The sequence below is a fragment of the Pseudoalteromonas sp. SIMBA_162 genome, from assembly GCF_046535955.1.
Taxonomy (GTDB): domain Bacteria; phylum Pseudomonadota; class Gammaproteobacteria; order Enterobacterales; family Alteromonadaceae; genus Pseudoalteromonas; species Pseudoalteromonas marina.
On the sequence record NZ_JAWJBQ010000074.1, the window covers coordinates 1 to 504 of the forward strand.

The window sequence follows — 504 nt, forward strand, 5'->3', positions numbered from 1 at the left end:
CGCCGACCAGTTGGCCACCGAATTCCCCGACCTCGACCTGCATCGCGGCTGGACGGTCTCCACCGAGGAAGCCGCCGAACTGGCCCTGCGCGCCGAGCGCGCCGCGCGCGAGGTCGATGCCCGCATCACCAATACCGACGGCGCCACGGTCGGCACTTACGAAGGCCAGTTCGTCATGGGCAACACCCGTGTCTTCCTGGGCGGCTATCCGTATTCGCGCCACAGCCTGTCGGTGGCGCCCATCGCCGGGCGCGGCAACGGCATGCAGCGCGACTACTGGTACACCTCCGAGCGCGCCCCCGCCAAGCTGGCCACGCCCGAGGCCGTCGGCCGCTATGCCGCCGAGCGCACGCTGTCGCGCCTGTCGGCGCGCCGCATCCGCACCGGCAAGTTCCCGGTCCTGTTCGAGGCGCCGCTGGCGCTCGGCCTGGTCGGCGCCCTGACACAGGCCGCCAATGGCGGCGCGCTGTACCGCAAGGCCAGCTTCCTGCTCGACGCCCTGGG

The 504-nt window shown here is 72.2% G+C and carries 1 pseudogene; it reads left to right on the forward strand.

Annotated elements, in window-relative coordinates:
• Nucleotides 1-504: pseudogene (locus R0J88_RS18765) on the forward strand (metalloprotease PmbA); the annotation flags it as partial.